We start from the raw sequence: 18,203 nt of genomic DNA on the forward strand, positions 1-18,203 counted from the left end.
TGCGGATCGCGGAGCACGCCCTGTCGATGCCTGATCCGTGGGACGGACTGGTGCATTTTCTGGAGCGGGTGTGCGAGATGCAGGTCCCGCAGGTAGCGGCTGACGGCTTCGATCTCCCGCCCCGCCGCGTTGACGACCGCGTACGGCAGCGACGGAGTGGTCCCCGTGACCACGGCGCCGACCGAGGAAGGTCCACCCGTCCTTCCATCAAGTCGCGATGCGCCCCAGTGAACTCACCATTCTCAGACACAAGGACAGATGCTCTATGCCTCCACCCTATGATCACCAGCAGTAACGGCCAGATAGTGCAGTCAACTGTGCAAGGCGGCGGCCAGCAGCAGGTAGACCACGACCCGAGCCGGGAGTTTGCGTATCCGCTGCTGGGCAGCGCCGCATTCGACCAGGACGACATCGACCATCTCAAACGGCACGATCTTCGTTAACTCGCCAGATGTCCTTGGGCGAGGACGCCTTCGGCTACCGCGATCTCACGGGTGATGACACACTGACCAGACAGCGGAGCTCCTTGGAGTCGAACGGTTGGTCTTGGCAGACGTCGTTCTACTGGAGCTCGGCTTCCTTCATTCAGCGATCAATCAGATCGAGGCCTCCTTGCGCTCGAGCGCTCCGGCCTAACTTCACGGCCTTGTCCTAAAGCCCTCTGCAGGCCGTCTACCTGCAGATTCTCCCGACCCGGTCGCCGCATGTGACTACGAACTACGGAACCCGGGCGTCGCCGTCCTAAGAGTGGCCGTGTCGTTTCGACAACTCAGTCGCCGCCCGGATTGTCCCCGGCGGACAGCTCGATGCGCAGCGCCTGGTCATCGAGTTCGGTCAGTCCGTACAGCGCGACAGGCATACCGACCGCCGTGGCGACCGATGTTCTGTCGCGCGCCCCGCCTTGGGGGTGGTAGGCAGACGCCGCCCGCACGATCCTGAGCCCCTCCGCGGTGACCCGCTTGGCCAACCGTCGCCGCCGCTGGCGCACTCCGTTGATCCCCAAGCCCACTGCGGACACGCTCGCCAGCAGCGTCCACGTGTACGTCCCCGTTTCCCCGGCCATGTCCGCCCAATCCAGTATGAGGAGCAGAATCAGGAGGCCGGCCTCGGCCGCCACGGCGAACCTGAGCCACCCAAGCCACCGCCACGCAGCACCCAGCGCCTGCTCCGACGCCATTAGGCCGCGAGCTTCGAGCTCATGGACCAGGCTGGCAATCGCAGCATGCGTCTCCAGCGTGCGGCGTAACTGAGACGCAGTCCAATAGCCGACCTGGCTAGCTGTCAGGACGTCGAGCACGGCCTGCTCGATCGGCGCCGACGACGGCGCCCCCCGCACGGCAGTGATCTGCGAGCCTCGTGACACGCGAACGGCGCCAACTGTCACCAGCATAGACAACGCCGTGTTGATCACTCGCCGCGGACCGCCCGCGAGGTAGGCAAGCTCGTAGGGGGACAGTTGGTGCGCCTCTCCCCATCGTCCCTGCTCGCCGGCGCGCAGGCGGGCTCGATCCGATCTATTGGCGAACGCGCTGGCCATCCCGAACATGCTGAAGACAGCGCAGAGCAGTAGCAAGTCGACCATGGCGGGCAACCGTAGATGGGCCCGCCCTTCCTGACAAGAGGAGCGCGGTGTCAATGGCCATTTAGCGCGGGGTTATGGCGCGAATTGTGCGATCCCGTGGCAGCGAGTGCTAGAGCCTTGGGCCTCCTGGCCCCGATGCTGATCCGAAAATCGGTGGTTCAGCCCAGCCAACGGCCCCGACACCCTGACCGGGTAGCGGCCGTCCGTCGCAGCCTTGACCATGTACTCACCTCCATCGACAGCCCTTCGATGAAGGAGACGGTGAAGCTCCGGCGTTATGAGGTCAATTCACCAGCCGCGCCACCATCAGCCAGCACTGATCCACCCGGCCCGGCATGACATCCAGCCCTGATAATTGCCTTTATGCCGGTCCAGGCATAACGGGAAGAAGGTGTCGGGCAGGAAGCGTCACGTGGACACGTTCGGCCTGCTCATGACGGTGATGGTCACACCAGCCGGCAGCCCGACCGCGACGCTGCCCGGGAACTGCTGGCCCGGGTGCGGATGCTGCACCCGCAGCTCACCCCGGTCTGAGGCGACAGCGCCTACGCCGGGACGCTGGTGGAGTGGGCCCGCCGCTTTCTGCGCCTGACCTTGAAGATCGTGACTAAACGGCCTGGTCAGACCGGGTTCAAAGTACTCGCGAGAAGGTGGATCGTCGAGCGGTCTCTATCCTGGCTGATAAACGCTCGCCGCAACGTGATCGACTTCGAGCGCAAGCCCTCGCACAGCGAAGCCACCTGACCGGCGCCTCGATCACCCTCATGAGCCGGAGACTCATCCGGAAAGGTACACGGTCATGGACCCGCACGCGATCAACGCCATCACGTGCCGCATGACCTGCGGGGCGCTAGCCGAGCCGTTCCAGCCCCTCGAAGAGCAACGGGAGAAGGCGGTCGTCACGGACCTCACCGCCCGCCATCTGCTCGCGCGCCCATGAGACGCCCGCGACCAGGGCAAGGAACTCCATTGGGGTGACGTCGGCACGCACGTCACCTGCCTCCTGCGCACGGATCAGCAAGATCGTCCCTGCCTCGCGCATCGCTTCGCAGGATGCGTGCAGAGCTGAGGTCTGGTCTCGCAGGGTCGCGGTCAGCGCCGCGGTCAGTCCGCGGTAAACGGTGGTCGTCTCCACGAACTCGCGTGTCCATGCGATCAGCGCCTCGCGCGCGGAACGGCAGTCGACCAGCCGACGCGCAGTGGCGGCAAGGGCATCGAACCGCTCGCGCAGCACTGCCTCCAAAAGCGCCTCCCGGGTGGGGAAATGCCGGTACAGGGTGCCGACGCCGACCTCGGCGCGCACGGCGATGTCCTCCAGCGAGGCATCGGTGCCGTGCTCAAGGAAGGCGGCGCGTGCCTCGGTCAGCAACCGGTCGTGGTTACGTCGCGCGTCCGCCCGCATCGCACGCCGGGCGGTGATGTCGCCCACCTGATCCTCCTGGGATTTCGCAATCGGAGCCTGCTTCCGTATATTAGTTGCCACATAACCGGAGGCTGTCTCCGATTGTGTCTTGCGGGAGGCATGATGAAGCTGACACAGGACAGGGCGCAGGCCCAGCATCAGCTCGGCCGATACGGCGTGTGGATCGCACCGATGACCCTGCTGAATACACCGGTGACACAGCAGCGTGAGCAATTCGTGCGGCTCGAGCAGCTCGGCTACGGCTCACTGTGGACAGGTGAACCCCCGGCAGCCTCTCCGGTCGGCGGGCGTGAGATCTTCGCCCAGCTCGCCGTGGCGCTGGCCGCCACAAAAAGGCTCGTTGCGGGCGCCGGCATCGCCAACATCACGATGCGCGACCCGGTGGCGATGCATGGCGGGGCCGCCACCCTCGCCGAGGCCCACCCGGGACGGCTGGTCCTCGGCCTTGGCGGGCAGAACGGCGCCCGCCCGCTGAGCGATATGCGCGCTTACCTGGACACCATGGATCAAGCCGCTGCCCGTATCCTGCCCGATGTCCACTACCCCCGTGTCCTGGCGGCCCTGGGCCCCAGGGCGCACCGACTGGCGAGCGAACGGGCCGACGGCGTACATCCGTTCATGCAACCGGTCGAGCACACCGAGGCCGCCCGCAAAGCTCTCGGTCCCGACGCATTGCTGATCCCACACCAAGTCCTCGTCCTCGACACCGACGCGGTCCGCGCCCGAGGACGGCTGCGCACCCTGATCGGTCGCGGCGGCCACAACACCGACAACCACTACACCGCCAACTACCGCAGACTCGGCTACGGGGATGCCGACCTCATGGGCGAGCGAAGCGACCGCCTCCTCGACGCCATCTTGGCCTGGGGAGACAACGACGCGATCGTCACGCGGCTAGAGCAGCATCTAGCCGCCGGCGCCGACCACGTTCTGCTCCACCCACTGACGGATGGGCTGGCAGCTGCGGTCGACCTTCTCCAACAGCTCGCTCCTCGCCTCGTGACCCGCTCCTGAGAGGGCGTTTTGATTTGAGTAGATTGCGGCTTATGTCCTAGTACGGCAGCCGGTGCGCCCAGAGATCAAGGAGGTGGTCGTCCAGCGACCATGACCTGATCACAAGCTCGTCGTCGCCTGCCGGTGTGAGTCCGGTCCGGGTAATCGCCAGGGAGCCCGGTAGCAGGCTGGCGGCTTGGTCTGGAAACGGGCCAGGTCGAAGCCCAGCGTCGAAAGCCCATTTTGGGGGAGCAACTGAGCGGTCCGTAGCGGAAGCGAAGCCTGCCGCGTCGTTAGACACCAAGAGAGAGCCGAGCCGGGCGGTTCACGGCGAAGGCCATGGAAGCGGTGAAGATCCTGGAAAGGCAGCCGCGAGGAACTCTCCGGCGTAAGAGGGCGCGGAACGTTCAGAAGGTGGCGGCGGGAACTGGGGAGGCCCTCCCCGGCCGAAACGTGCTGCGGATAGGCGTGGACAACGCCGTCCTATAACCGGTGAGGAGCCGGGAAGTGGGCGGCGGCCGGGAGGGAGTCGGAGGCGGTCGTAGTACTGATCGAGCCGTAGGACAACACAACCTGCGGTGAGGGAAGGGCCGCTGCTTCGTTCACGCGCGAGAATGCGAGATGCGACTGGTGAGTGCCGTATCGGCTAGGTCCACCCTGGCGGCTGTCTGTGGGGACAGAGTCCGCGCCTTGCAGCACGCGCTCTACCGGGCGGCCAAGGCCGACCCGAATCGACGGTTCCACGCGCTGTTCGACAAAGTCCATCGCAGGGACGTGTTGGAACGGGCGTGGCAGGACGTGCGCCGCAACCGCGGCGCGGCCGGCATCGACCGCGTCACCCTGGCGGATGTCGAGGAGTACGGCGTGGCCCGGCTCCTTGATGAGCTGGCCGCGGAGTTGAAGGACAAGCGGTATCGGCCGCTGCCGACCCGGCGGGTGTTCATCCCGAAGCCGGGCTCTGGCGAGCAGAGGCCGTTGTCGATTCCTTCGGTCCGTGACCGGATCGTGCAGGCGGCCGTGAAGCTCGTGCTCGAGCCGATCTTCGAGGCCGACATGCTGGACTGCTCGTTCGGGTTTCGGCCCCGGCGGTCCGCGCACGATGCCCTGCAAGTGCTCATCGACGAGTCCTGGCAGGGGCGCCGCTGGGTGGTGGAAACCGACATCGCCAACTGTTTCGAGGCGATTCCGCACGCGGGGTTGATGCAAGCGATCGAGGAACGCGTCTGCGACCAGGCCGTTCTCGCCCTCCTGCGCGGCATGCTGCGCGCTGGGGTGATGGAGGCGGGGTCGCTGAGGCGCAGCGCGAGCGGCGCGGCCCAGGGCGGGGTGATCTCCCCGTTGCTCTGCAATGTCTACCTGCACCGGCTGGACCGGGCCTGGTCGACAGCAGAGCATGGCTCGCTGGTGCGCTATGCCGACGACGCGCTGGTGATGTGCACGAGCAGGGAGCAGGCCGAGGCCGCGCTGGAGCGGCTGACGGCGCTGCTGGCCACGTTGGGGTTGGAGCCCAAGGCGGCCAAGACCCGCATCGTCCATCTGGTGGAAGGAGGTGAGGGAGTGGATTTCCTCGGCTTCCATCACCGGCTGGTGCGCGGGTGGACCCCGAAGTCGGCGCATCTGACCTTTCTGGCTCGCTGGCCCTCACGCAAGGCCATCCAACGGGCCCGTGACCGGATCCGGGACATGACCGGCCGCAGGTGGCTGCGGATGCCGGTCGAGGACCTCGTCAGGGACATCAACCTGTTCCTGCGCGGTTGGGCGGGGTATTTCCGTTACGGAAACTCAGCCCGGGTCCTCGGCCAGATCAGGAACTATGCCCTCATGCGGCTCGCGCTTTGGCTGTCGAAGAAAGGCAACCGACGCCGGGCCTGGCGATGGGGCCTCCACCAGGTGTTGCTCTCCCCGGGCCACCTGGGCCTGATCAGCCTCGATGGAACCGTTATCCCGCACAGACCCTTTCGGGACTGGCGAGGGAAGGCCGAACGCCGACGGTGAAGAACGTCGGTAAGCCGTGTGCGGGAGAACCGCACGCACGGTTTGACGGGCGGGGACTGGAAACGGGCCGTAACTTACGAAACCGCGCCAGTCCCCGACCCTCCCCATTCGTTAGCTGAGCTGGATGTATGCGGTGGCCAGGCGGGCTCGGCAGTGGAACCAGCGGGCGCGGGCTTGGTGGCGGCGGCGCCAGGCGGACCAGTGGGCGGTGTGCTCCAGCGGTAGCGTGCGAGTGGTGGCGGCGTTGAACAGGCGCTTGATCTCGGCGATGGTCAGCGGGATCATGCCGGGATTCTTGGGCGGCTGCTGGTTGGGTCTGGTGGGTGTCGGTGTTTGGGTGTCGGTGCGGCGCCTGGCGGCTGCTGCGCTTGCGGCGCAGATGGCCAGTGCGGCCATGACGAGCACGGTATGGCGCAGGATCGCCTCATAGAGACGGACCTGGGCTTGGTCCAGGCCGAACAGGTCCTTTCCGAACTCGAAAGTCTCCTCCACCGGCCAGCGCAGCCCTGCGGCGGCTATCAGGCGGGGCAGGGCGACGGGCTGGTCTTCGGGGATGAAGCAGTAGTGGAAGGCCAGTTCCCCGGTCGTGCGGTGCTTGCGGATCAGCAGGTAGTGGGTGGGACTGGTGGTGGCGATCCAGGCCCAGGCGTAGGTGCGTTCGCCCTTGGAGCCGTCCCCGGCAGAGCGGGTGGCCGGGATGCCGACCGTACTGGTGGTCGCCCGCCCCGGCCGGCCCCAGGGACACCGGCGCCGACAGGGTAGGTCGAGGGTTCTAGGCCGGGAAGCCCTCACAAGTGCTGATGAGTGAGCTGACCTTGGTGGCTTCGGGGCAGCCGATTGCGCTGAACAGGGAGAGTGCTTCTCTCCAGTACGGCACCGCGGTGGAAACGTCCTCTCCTTTATACAGAGCGTCGCCGAGCACCCGGAGGGCTCGTGCTTCACCGAGGCGGTGACCGGTCGCGCGGTGCAGTTGAATGGCCTCATTCGCCTGGGTGGCTGCCTGGGACCACGCGGCGCGGGCGATGCTGGTTTGTGCGAGCGCGGTCAGGGCGAGCCCTTCGAGCACGCGGAAGGAGCGGTCGCGGGCGATCGCGTAGGCTCGTTCGGCGTGTGCGGAGGCGTCCGAGAGGTGGCCGAGGCTTCTGGCGGCGTCGGCCAAACCGATAAGGCTGACGACTTCGGGATGGCGGTTGCCGCCCTGCTTCGTCACGTCGAGTGCCTGCTGGTGGAGTGTCAGTGCCTCGTGGTACCGGCCGGCATCGTGATGGAGCACGCCGAGGATGTTCAGGGCGTACGCTCGCCGGAGATGGTCGCCCACGTCATGGCTCATCATCAGAGCCTTGCCGCCGAGCTCCAACGCCTCGGCGTGACGCCCGAGATCGCGGTACACGGCTGCCAGCCCGCTCAGACATCCCATCTCCCCGCCGCGGTCACCCCTCTGGTGGTTGAGAGAGAGGCCCTCCTTGAGATGCCGGGCCGCCTCGTCGAGCCGTCCCAGGCTGTGGCAGGCATCTCCCATGTTGCAGAAGACGGCGGGATTGTCCGGGGTGAGATCCAGGGCCTGACCGAGGTGGTCGAGGACAACGTCCAGCCGTCCGAGCTGATGGTAGACGACCGCCAGGTTATTGAGGTAGGCCGCCTGCCCGCGCTTGCGGCCGGTCTGCCGCATGAGGGCGAGGGCTTTGTCCAGGTGTTCGACCGCCTGTTGCGGATATCCCAGGCGCTGGTAGACGTGGCCAAGCCCGCCGACGGCGGACCCTTGGCAATCCAGCCATCCGACCTCCTCCGCGAGCGACAGGGTACGGGCGTACAGGGCGATCGCCTGCTCGTGCCGGTCTTGATTCATGTGGGCATTGGCCAAGCTCAGCTGCATCACAGCCTGCCCCGCCCGGTCACCTTCGGCCTCGGCGACGGTGAGGGCAGCCTGTGCGCAGGCGAGCCAGTCGTCCAGGCGCCTGCTCTTCCAGAAATGGCCGCGCAGCGCGTCCGTCAACCGCCAGGCCATCTCCCCGGGACCGTGCCGTACCAGATGGTGGATCATCGCGACCAGGTTGGTGTGTTCGGCCTCCAGCCAGGCCACGGCGTGCTCCTCGCTGTCGAACGTCTCAGGCTGCACGGTGCTGGTGAGTGGCGGTGGAGGCAGCCGTACATGCTGGGGGTGGAGTAGCTGGGCGGTGGCGAGCACGCTGTGGAAGTACCAGTCGTGCAAGCGCCGCCTGGCCTCCAGCAACTCGCCGGGGGCTTCGTCGGAGCGGGCGTGCTCGGCGGCGTAGAGGCGTAGCAGGTCATGGAAGGTGTAGCGGTCGGGTCCGTGCGGGCGGATCAGATGGAAGGCGGCGAGCCGGTCCAGACTTTGCCGTACCTCGGCCGTCGAGCAGCCGGCGATCGCGGCCGTGGTGGCCGACGTGAAATCCATGCCCGGCAAGAGGCCGAGGAGAGAGAACAACCTGCGCTCCGGCTCGGCCAGAGCGGTGTAGGACAGGTCGAAGGTGGCACGCACGGCGGTTGCTTCGTCATCCCCGGCTTCCAGCGCGGCCAGCCGGTTGCCCCGGCGCAGTTCGGCCACGTAGCCGACGAGGTCCAGGTGGGGGTTGCCGTCGAGGTTGGCCGCCGCGATCCTCAGCGCCAGCGGGAGGCCTGCGCACAGATCGCCGAGATCCTTCGCGGCTTGGGGATTCGCGCGGAGCCGATCCCGGTCCAGGAGTGAGACTAGGAGGGAATGGGTCTCATCCGGGGAGAAAACGTCGAGGGTGACGCGCAGCGCCCCTTCACGCGCGGCCAGTCCGCGCAGCTGGTTGCGGCTGGTGATCAGCACCAGCGACTGTGCGCCGGGGAGCAGAGGGCGTACCTGCGCCTCGTCGCGGGCGTTGTCGAGGAGCAGCAGCATGCGGCGCTCGGCCAGAACAGTGCGCAGCAGCGCCGAGCGCGCGTCCAGCTCGGCCGGAAGCCGCTCGGGCGGGACATCCAGCGCCCGCAGCAGCATCTCGAGGGCTGCCGAGGGCTCGACCGGCATACCGGGTCCGAAACCACGCAGATTGAGGTATAACTGCCCGTCAGGGAACCGATGCTGGACCATGTGCGCCCAATGGACGGCCAGCGCGGTCTTTCCCACCCCGCCGGTGCCGCCGATCAACACTGGCCGCGACGCGTGGCCGTCGGACGCAGCCAGCAGCCCGTGCAGCGTCGCCAACTGCGCGCGGCGGCCGGTGAAGTGCGCGATGTCGGCGGGTAGTTGCCGGGGCCGAGAGGTCGGCGGGGAAGAGACCGGGACATCCGTTCGCGGCTGCGCGGCCGGAACATTCAGCCGTTTCGGGGCCTCTGATTCGCTGCTCATGGCGGCATCGCCAGTGAGGATGTCATGATGCAGCTTCCGCAACTCGTCACCGGGATCGACGCCCAGCTCCTCCCGTAACAGGTCACTCACGGTGTGGTAGTGCTGGAGCGCCTCAGCCTGACGGCCGGATCGGTACAACGCGAGCATGAGCTGGGCCCACAGACGTTCCCGCAAGGGATGGGCCGCCGTAGCCGCTCTCAGGTCCGCGATGATCTCGTCATGGCCACCTGATCGCAGGCCGAGGTCGAACCAGCGCTCCAGCAATCGCACCCGCTGCTCGTTCAGCACAGGCACGTGATCGCGACGCAGCGACTCCGACGGCACGTCGACCAATGCAGGACCTCGCCACAGCGCCAGAGCTCGGCGAAGCAGATCGATCTCATCCGCGTCGTCCCCGGCTTGTTGCGCTTGCTTGGCGCGGCTGACCAGACTGTGGAAGACGGCGACGTCGAGGTCCTCCGGAGCGAGCGTGAGGACGTACCCCTCCTCCCGGGTGCGAATCAACTGCCGGTCGTCGCTGCGGTCGAGCAAGGTACGTCGCAACCTGCCTATGTGCGTCTGAACGGCTCCCCGCGCATCGTCCGGGGTCTCGCGACCATCCCAAATCCGCTCGGCGAGCTGATCGAGCGATACATGCTGGTTCGCCTGCAGGAGCAAGGTGGCCAGCGCGATCCGCTGCTTGAGCGCCGACACGGCCACCGGCACACCATCGCGCGCCACCTCAAGAGGGCCTAGAAGTCCGAACCGCATCCCCATTGGTAGTTAGGGGTGCGGCGCCGCGAAGGCCCAGTACCCCATCCCCCTTTCCATTCCGTACGTGCGATTCTCCCGCATACGGCTTACTGGCCCCAGTCGGCCGACCTGCACGTCCGCTACCACGGCGACCGGCTGCCATTCATCCGCCTCCGATACGGCGGGTCCGCCTCCACCTGGGGATTCGGACTCTACCTCGGTAGCAGCAGCAAGTACGAGCTGCCCACCGGCACCCCTCAAGAACCGTTCCTAGGGGCTGAGCAGGAGTTGCTCAGCCGTGCGCCCCGAACGGTGCTGGGCACACTGGTCGCCCGCTTTCGCCCAATGGCCCGGCGGCATGCATCGGGTGCATGATCCGGTGTCGTGGGGGCGGGTTTCCTGGCGCCCGCGTACTCCCGCTCTGGCCTGGGCGGTCCGATGCTCCTGCTCATCGCTCCGGTGAGCAGGGGGCGGTGCCGTCCGTCGCCGGATCGGGAACCTGAGGGCGCGTCGCCCGATCGCGATGCTCGCCGCATCGTGACGGGTGGTCTTGCGCTTCTTACTGGTCAGTGGGGCCTGCCAGTGCTGGGCGCCCCACCGGGAGGTGTAGGCCGGGTCGGTGGCGATGATCGCGATACCCGTCTGGTCGGCCATCGAGAGCAGCCGGGCCCGCAGCCGGCCGGTGGGCATGCCGGAGATGAGCCGCCGGAAGCGTTTGCGGCGGCCGTGCTTCTCCCGGGTCTTCTCATTCTGGAAGTCCAGGCCCTCGATGGCGATGGCCTGCACGCCGCACGCCTTGGCCCAGTTCAGCAACCGGGTCAGGGCGTGACGGACCTGCGCGTCACGATGATCTGCCGTTCCCGACAGGTCGTAGGAGAAGCGGCGCGGGCGGCCGATCGGGTTGCCGTGGGTGTCCAGCCGCCAGGCGGCCAGATGGCCGGCGTTGGTGTCCACGCCGATCACACCGTGAGCGAGGGCGGCGGACAGGGGGATGGCCGGGGCGGGCGGAATCTGCCAGGAGGCGGTGATGTACCAGCGGCCGCGCTGCAGGTCGAGGTGGATGCGGTAGGCGAGCGCCCGGCCGGCGTGCACGCGGTCGGCCCAGTCGGCGCCCCGGTGCGCGAACCGCACCCGTACCGACAGCACGTACCGGCCGTGCGGCGTGTTGGCCAGATGCGCCAGCGGGGCAGGCAGCCTGAGGCTCACCTGCCCCTCTGGGCTGACACGGATGGTCTCGTTGCCGTACCGCTTACCCGACTCCCCGTCGGCCTGCAGGAACCACCGTCTGGCCTGCCACCGCTGCCGCCACTGCTCTTCGGTGAGGCCTGCGGCCTGCAGGTGGTGGCGGGTGTTCAGCAGGCGTTTGCCTCCCCGCACGATGCGCACCCGCCCGGCCCGCCAGTCGGCCCGCACCGCGGCCAGCCGATCCTTGAGCACGTGCAGGCGGCGGGACTTGGGCGAACCACTCCTGCCGCGAACGATACCCACCGGGGGCGTTCTTGGCGCCCTTCTGCCCCACCGGCAACGACAGCCGATGCGCGATCGTCGCGACCCCCGCCTCCAGGCTGCGCAGGTGGTCGGCCTGCCCGCGCCGGGCCAACGCCCACTGATCATGGAGAGCTTTGGTGATCGCGCCCGCCCACCGCGCCGACGACACCGGCGTCAGCTCCCGTTTGCGGGCCGCCCACCGCTCGGCGCTGTGAGCCGGCCCGTCACGGCAGCGCACCGCCAGATCCCTTGAGGCCAGCGCGCCCAGATGCGCCCCCACCGACGAGCGATTCACCCCCCTCTTTTGCCGGCGGTCTACACGGCCACCGACGTCACGCGGGTCGGCTGTATCTTGCACCTGCGCCCACCCCGCAAGGATCACCACCAGCTCTGACAGCAACTCCTGTCACCTCATACACACCTAAGTACACTCAAACGACCACCGTTGCGAACCCCCTCGGCTGCGCCTGCGATCCCTACCTCAGCCACTGACTCCCGAAGGACCTACGGGCGGGACCACTGCGTGGCGTCTCTCCATCCGGCGTAGGTGACATCAGCTGACCGTTCCGGGGCGATGAAGGATGGAGATTGGGGCCGATGGCGGTGATTCGGTCAAGGTTGGCGGCGTACAGCACGTAGTAACCGTCACGGCGGCTCGTGACGAGACCCGCCTTCGCCAGAACCGCTTGGAGAGCGCCGCGGGTGACAGGTGCAACAGCGGGGCCAGTTCCTCGGTGCTACGCGGCCGCTCGGCCACGGATCGCAGTTGACCCGCACGTGAGGCCACACGAAACACGCTGGGCACCAGTGTCAGCCGTTCGGCACCGCTCAGTGCCACGTCGTGGTCGTGGGGGCGGTCGAGCCAGAACTTCCCCTATGCCGGGCTGGAACCGACCTCGGGAGCAGCCGCGCCAGGACCCCGAAAAGGCCGCCCGACCGAGCCGAGGCAGCTCGGAGGACCACGACTCCGACCTGGCCGTCTACCTGGGTCACACCCTTCGGCCGGTCCCGTGGAGATGGGTGGCCAGGTCGCTGATCTTCGCTGAAACCCTTGGCAGGAAACCGGCGACGATTGGCCGTATCGGCGCTCGCCGAACGACTGCACGAGGTGGCATTCTGCAGGTGCGCATATTCGTTGATTTTTAATCACACATCCACGATGTGCCGCTGAATTATCATTACCCTAAAAAAGGTGATATCGCTTTCTCGTTAGCTCGACAGCTTCGGCGCTCACTGTTAATCCCGTCCAGCGTGCGCCCTGGGTAGAACATTCAGGTATCGAGATGCGGTTCAAAGATTAAGTCCATGTGTGCGCGACACGGCGTTCCGCTCCCCCATTTCGCGAGAGAGGGAATGTGCTTGAGACGACCAGTACTACGTCGCCTCCTGCCGGCGGCGATTCTGCTCGCCGGATTCGTCGGAGGCCCGGCCGGCGCTGCGGTTGCCGACGATTCCGGCGTGTTGCCGACTGATTCCTATCGTTCGCATCCCAGCGGGTTGTTCACCCGGAACGTATACGATTACGCGCCGTCGGTGATGGCGGACGGCCCGTATCGGATGTGGTGGTGCAGTCAGCTCCCCGGAGGGGCTGTCCCCGGCGACGACATCCTGTACGCCGAGTCCGCCTCGCCCGGCGGGCCATTCCGCGCACCCGATGGCGGCCAGCCGTTGCGGGTCTTCGACGGCACGACGACCGGCTGGGATCAGCACACCTGCGACCCCTCGGTGGTGCGGGTCGACGGAACCTATTACATGTACTACGGCGGCTCCAAGGATGGTTCGCCGGACTTGACCCAGATCGGCGTGGCCTCCAGCACCAACGGACTGCAGTGGCAGCGGCTGAACCAGGGGCGGCCCATCATCACCCCGTCCTTCGAGGTCGATCGGGCCAACAAGTACGGCGCCGGCCAGCCCAGCGTCATCCACCTCGACGGTTTGTTCTACCTGATGTTCACCGACACCACCGCCAGCGGCGCCCTGGACAACGGCGCCGGGCAGTTCGCCTGGCGCTCGGCCGACCCCACCTTCCAGAGCGGTGTGGAAGTGTTCACGGCGAACGGCTGGCAGCCACGGCAAGCGGGCAACGACCGCAGCTTCTCCGTGCTCAACGGCTTCTCGGTGGACTGGCAGTACTCCGATGCGCTGCAGGCGTTCATCGTCGCCAGCAACGGACCCAACTCCGGCGGGACCGTACTGGAATTCCTGAACCGCAACGACCTGCGCATCCGCCCTTACCCCGACGGCCTGCTGCCCGGCACCTGGACCGAAGGCCCCGGCCTCGCCTCCAGGCCCGACAAACACGCCACCGTCACACCCCAGGGCGAATGCGGCCGCGTCCCCATCGACGTGATCCAGTCCACCGCCACCGCACCACCCCACACCCTCGGCCACTTCGGATTCGACCTGCTCACCGGCCGCACCTGCGGCGATCTACCGAACTGGCAGGTCGCGGGCATCTTCGAGAGCTACGGAATCGAGAGCTCCGGCCTGCCGGCCACATTCGTGACCGGCGGCCAGCGCCTGCAGATCCAAGAACTCGGGGTCTACACCAGGCTGACGGGAAACCGGGTCAACGTCTCCTCCCAATCCTTCCACCAGATCCCCTACGGCGCCTCCCTGCACAGCCGGGCACCAGCCGTTAAGGCCGCCGACAGACTGCCCGGCTACCTCCTCGATGACGACCGACTTTGGCCCGTGGCGGACGCCCGGCTGATCACTGCCAACAGCTCACCGGTCACCGCCATCAGCACCCAGGAATACGACAACCACCTGAAGAGCCCCACGCTACGACTCGCCTGCCCGTAGCAGCATCCGCCACTGAATTGAGACGGCCCGTTACCTGATATAGCTGGTTGTCAACAGTAATCCGCTGCATTTTCCCATTCGCCTCTCCCGTGGACACCTAGGAAACGCATGTCGAGAAAGAAGACTCTGAGGAGTCTGAAAGCTTTAGTGGCAACGATTGCCATCCTAAGTACGACCCTGTTTGTGCTGGCAATCAACTCCCTCCCCGCCAATGCCGACTGGGCGCACGACAAGTGCTCCAATATCACTTTGCGGGAGAAGGTGGTCGCCGACAGCCCTTACATCAAGCTTGCCGGGGAGGAGAAGTACCGGGTCGGCAACAACGACGAGGAAATGGCCGAGACGCTATCTTTCACGAAAGGGGTCACCGGGACGGCGACGTGGCACTACAAGGGTTCCGCGGAGCTCTCATTCGGGAAAATCCTCGAAGTTGGCGGCGAGGCGGGTTACCAGGACCAGGAGGCTCTGAACGACAGTTTCACCCGCACCGTCCCGGTCAAGACCGCGAAGGGACAGTTCAAGCTCGCTCAGCAGTATGTGCTTTATCACACGAGGAACTACTATCGCCAGTGGGTCACGCCCTCGGGATATCTGTGCGGGAACACCCTGACGGGGACGGCCGCGTTCCCGGACAGCTCCGGAGTCTGTGTGTGGGAAGAGGGCAAGGTTCCGGAGAGTGTGTGCAGGCACTGGCAGTTCACCTACGGAGGTGGCGGCGGACCGGCGCCCGGCGGGACCACGCCTCCCCAGCCCCCGGCTCCTCAGCCCGTGACCTCCGTCCACGGCCTAGCCGACGGCACGGTGCTGGCCACTACTGACACCAAGCGCATCTACAAGATGGTCGGAGGAGCGCCCGTCTGGCAGGCGACCTGCGCGGACAACATCTGCCAGCCGCAGTCGCGGCCCACGACTCAGGCGGTGATCAACGCCGGACCCGCCACGCCGCGCAACGGTTCCACGGCCGTGGACCAGCGGGGCCGGATCTACCTGTTCGTCGGCGGCGCGCCTCTGTGGCAGGACACCTGCGCGGCACCCGTGACCTGCGGCAGCCCAGTGAAGGTGTCGGACTGGTCTATCGACGCCCGTGAGCACATGAACCAGCGTCCCGCCGACGGTCACCTCGTCCAGGCCAAGTCCGGGAGCGTCGACCTGCCGGTAGCGGTGACGGTGGGCGGCGCGCTGATCCCGTTCGCCAATCCGCAGGAGGTCATCGACTCCGGCTATGGCGGCGACTGGGCCTCCCGCGTGGTCGCGATCAGTGCCCACAGTTACCAGTTGCTGGGCTTCGACCCCGCGAACAACACCTTGATCCAGGGTGCGGCCGGGGGAGTGTCCACCCCGGTAGCGATGGTCGTGGGCAACGCGATCATCCCGTTCGCCAGCGAGCAGGAAGTGATCGACGTCGGCTACGGCGCGAACTGGCGGAGTCTGGTCCGTGGCGTCCCGGCCCGGGTGTTCAACGCTCGCTCGCGCATCCCGGCCGACATGACCCTGGTACAGGGCGCCGGCGGCGGCGTCTCCAGCCCCGTCGCCCAGGTCGTCGGTGGCGCCCGGATCAATTTTGCCAACCCCCAGGAGGCCATCGACGCCGGCTACGGCACCGACTGGGCCTCCAAGGTCAGGGCCATCCCCATCAGGGCGTTCAATCAGATGCGCGCCGACATCCCCGACGACGGCACCCTGGTACAGGGGCCAGGGACCGCGGTGGCGCGCATGGTCGGCGGCGCGCGGGTGGAGTTCGCCAATCCGCAGGAGGTCATCGACTGTGGCTACGGCAACGACTGGGGCCGCATGGTCCGCGCCATCCCTGCCCGGGTATTCCACCAAATCCCCACAAAGATTGCGGATGGGACGCGGTTGAAGGACGCAGGGTCCACGACTCAGGCGGCTGTGGTCGGCGGGGCGAAGATCGATTTCGCGAGTGAGCAGGAGGTCGCCGACACTGGTTACGCCAATAGGCCGATGCAGGTGATTCCGAACCGCGCCTGGAGGGCGTTGCCGACACAGATCGCGGATGGTACGAGGCTCAAGGACTCCGCGTCCGCGCTCCAGGCGGCCGTCATCGGCGGCGCGATCGTTCCCTTCGACAACATGGAGGAAGTCGCGGCCGTGGGCTATGCGGATAGACCCATGCAAGTGATCCCCAACCGTGTGTGGAAGGAGTTGCCGACGCGCATCGCTGACGGGACCCACCTGCAGGATGTCGCCTCGGCAATGCAGGCAGGCATCATGGGGGGCGCGAGGGTGATCTTCGGTTCTCCTCAGGAACTCGCTGTCGCCGGCTACGACTCCAAGCCAATCCACAAGATTCCGCGGCGCGTGTGGGACAGGCTGCCCGTGACGCCTGTCGGAGGCACCCAGCTGCACGTGGTGGGGGATGGGATCCAGTCCCTGTACAGCTTCGAAGCGAGCGACGGAGCCAGGCTCGGCACATGCGACGAGATCGGTTGTGACAGCGCGCAGCCGGTCAGTCAGGCGTCAGTGGTGAGTCTGCTCGAGCCGATCAAGCCAACGGCGGCTGACTGGGCCGACGTCGACGGTGATGGCAGGCGAGACTACTGTCGTCGGGTCGGCGTGCAGAACTACGTGTCCAGCAGGGTGCAGTGCACCCTGTCGACCGGTTCCGGGTTCGGCGCGACCATCACCTCGGGCCTGATCGACTGGGGTTACGCGGCCGGGCGGGCATGGGCCGATGTCAACGGCGACGGCAAGGCCGACTACTGCAGGGTCCTCGGGACGCGCAACCACACCAGTGCCTACGTGGCCTGTGCGCCGTCCACCGGGAGCGGATTCGGCGCCGACATCATGTCAAGCCCGATCGACTGGGGCTACACGGCGAACCGGGCGTGGGCCGACGCGAACGGCGACGGCAAGGCTGACTACTGTCGGCGAGTCGGCGGCACGGGCGACGAGCGGGTCGCGTGCACGGTGTCGACCGGCACCGGGTTCGGCGCCACCTTCATGTCAGCCGCTCTGCAGTGGGGTCACGCCACCGGGCGAGCGTGGGCCGACGTCAACGGAGACGGCAAGGCCGACTACTGCCGGGTGCACGGCACCACCAACAACAGCGACGCACGCGTCAGTTGCGCCCCGTCCACCGGAAGCGGATTCGGCGCCGACATCAGCTCCACCGCGATCGACTGGGGTTTTCCCGCCGACCGAACCTGGACGGACGCCAACGGGGACGGCAAGGCCGACTACTGCCGGCGCGTCGGCGGCACGAGCGACCAGCGGGTGGCCTGCACATTCTCGACCGGCAGTGCCTTCGGTGCGACAGCCCTGTCGAGTGCGCTCGACTGGGGGCAGCCGTCCGGGCGGGCGTGGGCCGACGTCAACGGCGACGGCAAGGCCGACTACTGCCGGGTGCGCGGCACCACCAACAACAGCGACGCACGCGTCAGTTGCGCCCCGTCCACCGGAAATGGATTCGGCGCCGACATCACGTCGAATCCGATCGACTGGGGATACCCGGCGCTGCGCATCTGGACGGACATCGGCGGCGACGGCAAGGCGGACTTCTGCCGCCGGATCGGTTCCACCGGCGACAACCGGCTGGCGTGCACGCCGTCGACCGGAACCGCCTTCGGAGCGACAGCGGTGTCCGGAACCCTCGATTGGGGTCTGCCGGACTGACCGCACCATCCTCCGCCCGGGCACGCACGGAGCCAGTGCTGCCCGGGCGGCTCTTCCCTGACCCGCTGGCGCGCCCGGAGCGGATCGGCGCGCGAGGGACCCCACCCGGGTGCCGGCACACCACGAGAGCGGATACACGTGAGAACACGCACAGATGCAGCCGGAAAAGCGGCTGTCCTTCGGAAACGACGGTGGTCACCGGCCGTCTTGGCCTTGGT

Annotated in this window: 8 protein-coding genes and 2 pseudogenes; 4 read left to right on the forward strand and 6 right to left on the reverse strand. The window is 67.1% G+C overall.

Annotated elements, in window-relative coordinates; genetic code table 11:
• Positions 1-311: 311 nt before the first annotated feature.
• The 3 genes and pseudogenes from ACTMTI_RS53490 to ACTMTI_RS53500 form a co-directional block, all read right to left on the reverse strand.
• Positions 312-440: pseudogene (locus ACTMTI_RS53490) on the reverse strand (transposase domain-containing protein); the annotation flags it as partial.
• A gap of 329 nt (positions 441-769) precedes the next feature.
• Positions 770-1,582 carry a TIGR04222 domain-containing membrane protein gene (locus ACTMTI_RS53495; protein ID WP_441128793.1) on the reverse strand — a complete coding sequence of 271 codons (813 nt, stop codon included), beginning with the start codon at positions 1,580-1,582 and terminating at the stop codon, positions 770-772.
• Positions 1,583-2,432: 850 nt separating this feature from the next.
• The gene (locus tag ACTMTI_RS53500) at positions 2,433-3,011 is read right to left on the reverse strand and encodes a TetR/AcrR family transcriptional regulator (protein WP_441128794.1); all 579 of its coding nucleotides are present in this window, start codon (positions 3,009-3,011) and stop codon (positions 2,433-2,435) included.
• Positions 3,012-3,104: 93 nt separating this feature from the next.
• Here ACTMTI_RS53500 and ACTMTI_RS53505 point away from each other — a divergent pair, with 93 nt between their 5' ends.
• The gene (locus ACTMTI_RS53505) at positions 3,105-4,019 is read left to right on the forward strand and encodes a TIGR03620 family F420-dependent LLM class oxidoreductase (protein WP_441128795.1); all 915 of its coding nucleotides are present in this window, start codon (positions 3,105-3,107) and stop codon (positions 4,017-4,019) included.
• Positions 4,020-4,688: 669 nt separating this feature from the next.
• Positions 4,689-5,993 carry a group II intron reverse transcriptase/maturase gene (gene ltrA, locus ACTMTI_RS53510; RefSeq protein ID WP_441128796.1) on the forward strand — a complete coding sequence of 435 codons (1,305 nt, stop codon included), beginning with the start codon at positions 4,689-4,691 and terminating at the stop codon, positions 5,991-5,993.
• 111 nt (positions 5,994-6,104) lie between these two features.
• Here ltrA and ACTMTI_RS53515 read toward each other — a convergent pair.
• From ACTMTI_RS53515 to ACTMTI_RS53525, 3 genes and pseudogenes are all read right to left on the reverse strand, one after another.
• Positions 6,105-6,680, reverse strand: a pseudogene (locus ACTMTI_RS53515) (IS701 family transposase); the annotation flags it as partial.
• Between the two features lie 85 nt (positions 6,681-6,765).
• On the reverse strand, positions 6,766-10,026 hold the full coding sequence (locus ACTMTI_RS53520; protein ID WP_441128797.1) for a BTAD domain-containing putative transcriptional regulator: 3,261 nt from the start codon (positions 10,024-10,026) through the stop codon (positions 6,766-6,768).
• 303 nt (positions 10,027-10,329) lie between these two features.
• Positions 10,330-11,547: an IS200/IS605 family accessory protein TnpB-related protein gene (locus tag ACTMTI_RS53525; RefSeq protein WP_441128798.1), complete on the reverse strand. Its 1,218-nt coding sequence runs from the start codon at positions 11,545-11,547 to the stop codon at positions 10,330-10,332.
• A gap of 1,533 nt (positions 11,548-13,080) precedes the next feature.
• Here ACTMTI_RS53525 and ACTMTI_RS53530 point away from each other — a divergent pair.
• Positions 13,081-14,352: a hypothetical protein gene (locus ACTMTI_RS53530; RefSeq protein WP_441128799.1), complete on the forward strand. Its 1,272-nt coding sequence runs from the start codon at positions 13,081-13,083 to the stop codon at positions 14,350-14,352.
• A 108-nt stretch (positions 14,353-14,460) separates the two neighbouring features.
• The gene (locus ACTMTI_RS53535; RefSeq protein WP_441128800.1) at positions 14,461-17,985 is read left to right on the forward strand and encodes an FG-GAP repeat domain-containing protein; all 3,525 of its coding nucleotides are present in this window, start codon (positions 14,461-14,463) and stop codon (positions 17,983-17,985) included.
• Positions 17,986-18,203 lie beyond the last annotated feature (218 nt).

Source organism: Nonomuraea sp. H19 (assembly GCF_052068215.1).
Lineage (GTDB): Bacteria > Actinomycetota > Actinomycetes > Streptosporangiales > Streptosporangiaceae > Nonomuraea.